The organism is Vreelandella gomseomensis, from assembly GCF_031451645.1.
Lineage (GTDB): Bacteria > Pseudomonadota > Gammaproteobacteria > Pseudomonadales > Halomonadaceae > Vreelandella > Vreelandella gomseomensis.
This window is the reverse complement of record NZ_JARWAI010000017.1, coordinates 22445-29098: the sequence shown is the minus strand read 5'-3', so window position 1 is coordinate 29098 and position 6654 is coordinate 22445. Positions and strand designations below refer to the sequence as shown.

The 6654-nt window shown below is 58.7% G+C and carries 7 protein-coding genes and 1 rRNA gene; 3 read left to right on the top strand and 5 right to left on the bottom strand.

What is annotated here, in order from left to right:
• Both rrf and QC815_RS16940 read left to right on the top strand, forming a co-directional pair.
• Positions 1–89, top strand: a 5S ribosomal RNA gene (gene rrf / locus QC815_RS16945); the annotation flags it as partial.
• Between the two features lie 152 nt (positions 90–241).
• A complete protein-coding gene (locus QC815_RS16940) occupies positions 242–1573 on the top strand; it encodes a deoxyguanosinetriphosphate triphosphohydrolase (RefSeq protein ID WP_310541185.1) in 1332 nt (443 codons plus the stop codon).
• A gap of 4 nt (positions 1574–1577) precedes the next feature.
• On the opposite strand, the gene QC815_RS16935 is transcribed toward QC815_RS16940, so the two are convergent.
• The 3 genes from QC815_RS16935 to QC815_RS16925 are packed head-to-tail and all read right to left on the bottom strand — an operon-like array spanning position 1578 to position 3621.
• Positions 1578–2486: a nuclease-related domain-containing protein gene (locus QC815_RS16935; protein ID WP_230448523.1), complete on the bottom strand. Its 909-nt coding sequence runs from the start codon at positions 2484–2486 to the stop codon at positions 1578–1580.
• A 57-nt stretch (positions 2487–2543) separates the two neighbouring features.
• The gene (locus QC815_RS16930; RefSeq protein ID WP_230448522.1) at positions 2544–2918 is read right to left on the bottom strand and encodes a translation initiation factor Sui1; all 375 of its coding nucleotides are present in this window, start codon (positions 2916–2918) and stop codon (positions 2544–2546) included.
• Between the two features lie 4 nt (positions 2919–2922).
• On the bottom strand, positions 2923–3621 hold the full coding sequence (locus QC815_RS16925; protein WP_310541183.1) for an HAD-IA family hydrolase: 699 nt from the start codon (positions 3619–3621) through the stop codon (positions 2923–2925).
• Between the two features lie 266 nt (positions 3622–3887).
• Here QC815_RS16925 and QC815_RS16920 point away from each other — a divergent pair, with 266 nt between their 5' ends.
• Complete coding sequence (locus tag QC815_RS16920) at positions 3888–4205, top strand: hypothetical protein (RefSeq protein ID WP_310541181.1); 318 nt, start codon at positions 3888–3890, stop codon at positions 4203–4205.
• Positions 4206–4293: 88 nt separating this feature from the next.
• Here QC815_RS16920 and fba read toward each other — a convergent pair whose 3' ends face one another.
• Together fba and QC815_RS16910 are read right to left on the bottom strand one after the other, a co-directional pair.
• Positions 4294–5358: a class II fructose-bisphosphate aldolase gene (gene fba, locus QC815_RS16915; RefSeq protein WP_230448519.1), complete on the bottom strand. Its 1065-nt coding sequence runs from the start codon at positions 5356–5358 to the stop codon at positions 4294–4296.
• An 80-nt stretch (positions 5359–5438) separates the two neighbouring features.
• Positions 5439–6608 carry a phosphoglycerate kinase gene (locus tag QC815_RS16910; protein WP_230448518.1) on the bottom strand — a complete coding sequence of 390 codons (1170 nt, stop codon included), beginning with the start codon at positions 6606–6608 and terminating at the stop codon, positions 5439–5441.
• Between the last annotated feature and the right edge of the window lie 46 nt (positions 6609–6654).

The window sequence follows — 6654 nt, the reverse complement described above, 5'->3', positions numbered from 1 at the left end:
CCTGATCCCTTGCCGAACTCAGCAGTGAAACCGCTTCGCGCCGATGGTAGTGTGGGGTCTCCCCATGCGAGAGTAGGTCATCGTCAGGCACCTATACCGCAGAAAACCCAGCCAATCGGCTGGGTTTTTTGTTTGGGCGGAAGGAAAGCCTCGGGCACACTGCACACACGCTATCCTTACAGGTTTGTTTATTTATCTGGCTGATTTTTGTGTCAGAATGCGGCTCTCAAGGAGGAACGTCATGACACAAATGCGCTGGGAACAGTTACTTTCCCCTAAACGGCTCCACGACCAACGTTCAGTAAGCACCCGCGAAATTGGCCGCAGCCCGTTTCACAAAGATCACGACCGCATCGTCTTTTCCGGTTCCTTTCGGCGCCTTGGTCGCAAGACGCAGGTGCATCCGCTTACAGAAAACGATCACATTCATACCCGTTTGACCCATTCGCTGGAAGTCGGCTGTGTGGGCCGCTCCCTGGGGATGATCGTCGGCGAGCTTCTCCGTAACCGGTTACCGGCGTGGATTACGCCGGCGGATCTGGGTGTCATAGTGCAAACTGCCTGTCTGGGACACGACATCGGTAACCCTCCTTTTGGACACGCCGGTGAGTATGCCATTCGCGACTGGTTTCGACGTGCCCAAGGCAGCGGCTTGCTGGATGGCTTGTCCGACGCGGAACGCGACGACCTGCTTACCTACGAGGGCAACGCGCAAGGCTTTCGCGTGATCACCCAGATTGAATATAACCAGTTCAATGGCGGTATGCGTCTATCAGCCGCCACGCTGGGGGCGCTGCTTAAATATCCCTGGACCGTTCGCTATGGCGGGCGAGCGGGCAAGTTCGGGGCTTATCAGTCAGAGCAGGCGCTGCTCAAGGAAGTGGCCGACGCCGTGGGGCTTTTGCCCCAGGGTGAGCAACGCTGGTGCCGGCACCCTCTGGCCTGGCTGGTGGAAGCGGCTGATGATATCTGCTATGCCCTGCTGGATCTGGAAGACGGTCTGGAAATGGGCATTCTGCGCTACGAAGAAGTGGTCGAGGTGTTACGCCAGATTGCCGGTGAATTCCCGCCCGAGTACGCTGAGATGCAAGCGCACAACGTTTCCCAGCGCCGTCGCATCGCACTGCTGCGCGGTGCGGCCATGGAGCGTGCCGTCAACGATGTGGGGGCCGTGTTCGTACAGCATGAACAGGCCCTGCTTAACGGCACGCTCAAGGACGATCTGCTTGAACTGTGTCATCCGGATTTAGGCTGGGGCGTCAAGGCGGCGAAGCAGTTGGCTCGCGAGCGGATTTTCCAGAACGAGCGAAAGGCCAAGCTGGAAATCGGCGCTTACACCACCCTGGGCATATTGCTTGAAGCCTTTATCGGTGCGGCTCACGAACTTCACCACACCGGGCATAGCTCTTTCAAGCATCAGCGGGTTCTGGCACTGATCGGCGAGAATACGCCCCTGGTCTCCTGGCCGCTTTACGACAGCTACCGGCGCATGCTCGATTTTATCGGCGGCATGACCGACCATTACGCCGTCGATCTGGCTCAGGAGATGGGCGGACGTCTGCGGGGCGACTAGGGCGTTATACCGACGGCTGACGCAGGTGAGTCAACTCCATCAGCTTGGCACGCTCAAGCAGGGTGTTGATGATCTTGTCGTGGATCGGGTCGCTGAGCTGGCCTGGGGTCAGTTCGGTCAACTGTTTTGAGAGCGCGTTGCCGCTGACCACCAGGATATCGGGGGCGGCGTCATCGGTATCGATTTCCCAGCCAGGCAGCACCAGCACACCGCGCACGGGCACGGGCACGCCGCAGCGCTGCTCCAGCCACTGACTGAGCCAATTTACGCCTTGCCGGGTTTTGTGCAAGGGACGACGCTCTTGCCAATAGGGAAAACGAAGACGCTCGCGTTCAACGGCGACGACATTCTGCTCAGACCCAACATGGCTGATGGGAACCGTACGTGCCCGGGTTTCGACGACAAAAACGCCATGTGGCGTGACCACTACATGGTCAATCGTGAAGCTGTCCGTTGGCACATCGTGAAACACATAGTAGGGATGCGCATCGGGGCGAATCAGCCGTTCAAGCTCTTGCCCCACCGCAAGCTCACAGGCCAGACCCAGCTTCAGTCGACGAATGCGTTGATAGTCGCGCACCAACAGCAAGGAAAAGGCCAGCACCAGCAGCGTGCTAAGCAAGCCATAAAGCGCCCACTCGACCCAGTCCTGGCGATCGACAAACAGCATTCGACCCATGCCGTAGACAAGTGGTGCAAGACTCACCAGGGGGCCTAACGCGCCATTGAGAAACAGGCTCGAAAAGGCCTGATCCAGGCGGTGGCGCAACGCCTGGCCGGGTTCGCGTAACGGCGTATCGAAAGGCGACTGCACGCGGGCATCGTGGAGGCTGCGCAGCGCCAGGACGATGCCCCCCATTGCGGCCATGGGTAAGAGAAAAATCAGCGGGAGCAAATATTCGAGCCAGATCATTTCAATACCCTAGTGCAGGTGACGACGCAGTATAGGTTCGTCCTGCAGGAGATTGGATTAGCCACCCGCCAGTTTGACCTGATAGCCGCGTGCGGTGAGGGCCTGTTTCAGGCTGTCGCGATGGTCACCCTGTATTTCAATGATGCCGTCTTTCACCGCGCCACCCGTGCCACAACGCTTTTTAAGATCCTTGGCGAGCGTTTTGAGTTCTGCCGTCGTCAGGGGGATACCGCTCACCGTGGTAACGCCCTTGCCTTTCCGGCCACTGGTTTCGCGTCGAATGCGCACGACCCCGTCCAGCGCGGCAATGCGTGCCTGCTCGCTATCGGCGTCGCAGCGACAAGCGTCAAGCGATTCACGGCAAGCGGGGCAGGTGTCGCCCTTTTCAGTGGAATAAACCAATCCACCCAGCTGGTCGCGTAATGAAGCCATGACGTTATTTCCCTTCAGAGTAATAAGGTTCGGCCGCCGGACTGACTTCCTGGCTTAGCTGCCGGACGACGGCAGGTAGCTGAAACATACTGCTGATCATGATGGCGTTCTCCGGCGTCGTCTCGGCATCAGGAAAACGATTCAAATGAATGACTCTCATCCCTGCGTCGAGTGCCGCGCGCACGCCCACCAAAGCGTCGTCAATGGCGATACAGTGAGCGGCGCTGAACCCCATGATACTCGCTGCATGGAGGTGCAGACAGGGCTCGGGCTTCCAGCAGTTGGCGGTGTAACCGCTGAAAAGGCGCTCGGCAAAATAGTGGTCGAGGCCGGTTGCCTTGAGTACGGTGCGGATCTTGCCTTCCGGGCCGTTGGACACCACGGCGCTGGGATAGGCGGATAACTGCTGAAGCGCCTCTTTGGCACCGGGAATCGTCGTCAATTCCTGGGCCAGTCGCCTGGCCAGGTTGGCACGCATGGTGGTTTCCATGCTGTCCAGTCGGTCGTTGGAGACGTCTCCATGGCGAGCCTGAAGCTGGGCCACGATGTTACGAAAACGCGTGCCGCGAAACTCACCCAGATAATCAGACGGCAGAAAAGGCAGCCCCACGCTGTTCAGCCCTGTCGACATCTCGTCGGCAAGCAGCGGTTCACTATCGACCAGGGTGCCATCGCAATCAAATAACAATAGTGGGAGCGGCATGAGATTTCCTTGCAGTGACATGGCAGCTGCAGTGACAGAACGAATAGACCACATGGTTATTGAACGAGATTTTAGCGCTTTTGTGAACAGTGTTCTGTAATTTTTTGCTTGCCTGTTACCGTGTGCTGATTCAGATTGACCTAAAACATGTGACTAGCATGCCGTTTTTTACCGTTTATTGAGCGGCATGTTTGCGTTTTATCGTCAAAGCGCGAGGCGCGAAATGACGTGCTAAGCTGTACTATCACAATAAGGAGACCGTGACGATGCGATTAACCCCCTGGATCATACCATTTGCGTTTGCTGCCGCCATGCTGGCCATCAGCGGTACGGCAACGGCAGACGAACACGAGCACGAGCCTCTCGACGACCAAGCGCTCGAGGAAGAATATGGCATTAAGGAAGGCGCTGTGAAGCGGGACGAGGAAGACCGCAGCAGCGATGTCTCTGAGTCCGAGCGTAACGGTGCCGAGGGTGAGGAAGAAAATGAAGAAACATCAGCGGGTACGGGCGGTTCCGGTGATGCGAATGCGGATAATGGAGAAAGCGAAGACAGCGATACTGTCTCCGAAGACGAGGAGTAAGTACCACGTTAAAATAAGCACCCATAAAAAAGACGGCCAAGTTGGCCGTCTTTTTTGGTTGGTACCGCTAGCCATGATGTCGCTGACGTTATTTTACCTTGGGCGCCAGCTCGCCACGCTCGTAGCGCTGGTACATGGCTTCCAGGCTGATTGGCTTGATCTTGCTGGCGTTGCCTGCGGTGCCAAAGGCCTCATAACGCGCAATACACAGCTCGCGCATGGCCGATACCGTTTCCTTGAGGAATTTACGCGGATCGAATTCTGATGGATTCTCTGACAGGAAGCGACGCACCGCCCCGGTAGAGGCCAGACGCAGGTCGGTATCGATGTTGACCTTGCGCACGCCGTGCTTGATGCCCTCAACGATCTCTTCGACGGGCACCCCGTAGGTTTCAGGGATCTGGCCGCCATGCTGGTTGATGACATCCAGCCACTCCTGGGGCACGGAAGACGAGCCGTGCATCACCAGGTGAGTGTCGGGAATGCGCGCGTGGATTTCCTTGATACGCTGGATCGACAGCGTATCCCCCGTCGGTGGCTGGGTGAACTTGTAAGCACCGTGGCTGGTACCGATGGCAATCGCCAGCGCGTCCACGTGGGTGGCCTTGACGAACTCGGCGGCTTCTTCCGGGTCAGTGAGCAGCTGTTCCATACCGAGCTTGCCTTCGGCGCCAATGCCGTCTTCCTCTCCGGCCATGCCGGTTTCCAGACTGCCCAGGCAGCCCAGCTCGCCTTCGACGGACACGCCGCAGGCGTGGGCCATATCGACAGCGCGACGCGTCACGTCGACGTTGTACGCGTAATCCGTCGGCGTCTTGCCGTCTTCTCCCAACGAGCCGTCCATCATCACCGAGGAGAAGCCAAGCTGAATAGAGCGCTGGCAGACCGCCGGGCTGGTGCCGTGATCCTGATGCATGACAACGGGGATATGCGGAAACTCTTCAACGGCCGCGAGAATCAGGTGGCGCAAGAAAGGCGCGCCTGCGTACTTGCGAGCCCCGGCGGAGGCCTGCACGATGACCGGCGAGTCGGTGACATCGGCCGCTTCCATGATGGCGCGCATCTGCTCCAGGTTGTTGACGTTGAACGCCGGAATGCCGTAGCCGTATTCGGCAGCGTGGTCGAGCATTTGGCGCATGCTGATCAAAGCCATGGGGTTACCTTATCTGTGTTGTCTAGACGGGTTAGCAGGGTAAACGGATATAGTGAGCATTGGGTTCGAGAGGTTAACGATTAACCACGCTGTGCGGCCGCTTCGAGCGCGGCGACGGCAGGCAACTGCTTACCCTCAACGTACTCGAGAAAGGCACCGCCGCCGGTTGAGATGTACGAAACACGATCGGCGATGGCGTATTTATCAATGGCCGCCAACGTATCACCGCCCCCGGCGATGGAGAAAGCGCTGCTGTCGGCAATGGCGTGCGAGATGACCTCGGTGCCCTTGCCAAACTGGTCAATTTCAAACACGCCGACCGGGCCATTCCAGAGAATCGTGCCGGCATCTTTCAGCAGGTTGGCCAGGTGCGCGGCGGTATCAGGGCCGATATCCAGGATCATTTCATTATCCGCCACCTGATCCACGGGTTTGACCACGGCATCGGCGGATTCCGAAAACTCGGTGGCCACCACGACATCGGTGGGTAGCGGGATGGCGACCTTATCCATCAGCGCTTTGGCCTGGCCGATCAGTTCCGCCTCATGCAGCGACTTACCCACATTGTAACCGGCGGCGGCGATAAAGGTGTTGGCGATCCCGCCACCGACAATCAACTGGTCGCATTTTTCAGAGAGGGCGGTCAGCACGTCTAGCTTGGTCGAGACCTTGGAGCCGCCGACAATCGCGGTCATCGGCCGCGCAGGGTGAGCGAGGGCCTTTTCAAGCGCTTCCAGCTCCTGGGCAAGCAGCGGGCCGGCGCAGGCCTTGGCCGCAAAGCGCGCAACGCCATGGGTCGATGCCTGGGCGCGGTGCGCCGTTCCGAAAGCGTCCATCACGAAGATATCGCACAGCGCGGCGTACTGCCTGGCTAGCTGCTCGTCGTCTTTCTTCTCGCCGGTGTTGAAACGGACGTTTTCCAGCAGGGCCACCTCGCCGTTGGCAAGCGTGGGCGCACGGTCGAGATAGTCGCTGATCAGCTCAACCGGCCGGCCCAGCAGTTCGCCGAGATGCGCAGCGACGGGCGCCAGTGAAAACTCGTCGGCGGGCTCACCTTCCGTCGGGCGCCCCAGATGGCTCATCAGCAATACTTTCGCGCCGGCCTTGGCGGCGGCCTGAATGCTTGGTAGCGCCGCCCGCAGACGCGCATCGCTGGAAACACGCCCGTGCTTGATCGGTACGTTGAGGTCTTCACGAATCAGGACGCGTTGCCCTTCCAAGGGCAGGTCGGTCATTTTTTGCACGTTCATGTGAGTGTTTCCTCGTGTTCAAGCAGATGAAAAGTCGTGGTGCGGC

Excerpts from the sequence above, each read along its gene's own strand:
- QC815_RS16920 (WP_310541181.1), top strand. The coding sequence starts at position 3,888 with ATGCGATTAACCCCCTGGATCATACCATTTGCGTTTGCTGCCGCCATG.
- QC815_RS16925 (WP_310541183.1), bottom strand. The coding sequence starts at position 3,621 with ATGCCGCTCCCACTATTGTTATTTGATTGCGATGGCACCCTGGTCGAT.
- QC815_RS16940 (WP_310541185.1), top strand. The coding sequence starts at position 242 with ATGACACAAATGCGCTGGGAACAGTTACTTTCCCCTAAACGGCTCCAC.
- fba (WP_230448519.1), bottom strand. The coding sequence starts at position 5,358 with ATGGCTTTGATCAGCATGCGCCAAATGCTCGACCACGCTGCCGAATAC.
- QC815_RS16910 (WP_230448518.1), bottom strand. The coding sequence starts at position 6,608 with ATGAACGTGCAAAAAATGACCGACCTGCCCTTGGAAGGGCAACGCGTC.
- QC815_RS16935 (WP_230448523.1), bottom strand. The coding sequence starts at position 2,486 with ATGATCTGGCTCGAATATTTGCTCCCGCTGATTTTTCTCTTACCCATG.
- QC815_RS16930 (WP_230448522.1), bottom strand. The coding sequence starts at position 2,918 with ATGGCTTCATTACGCGACCAGCTGGGTGGATTGGTTTATTCCACTGAA.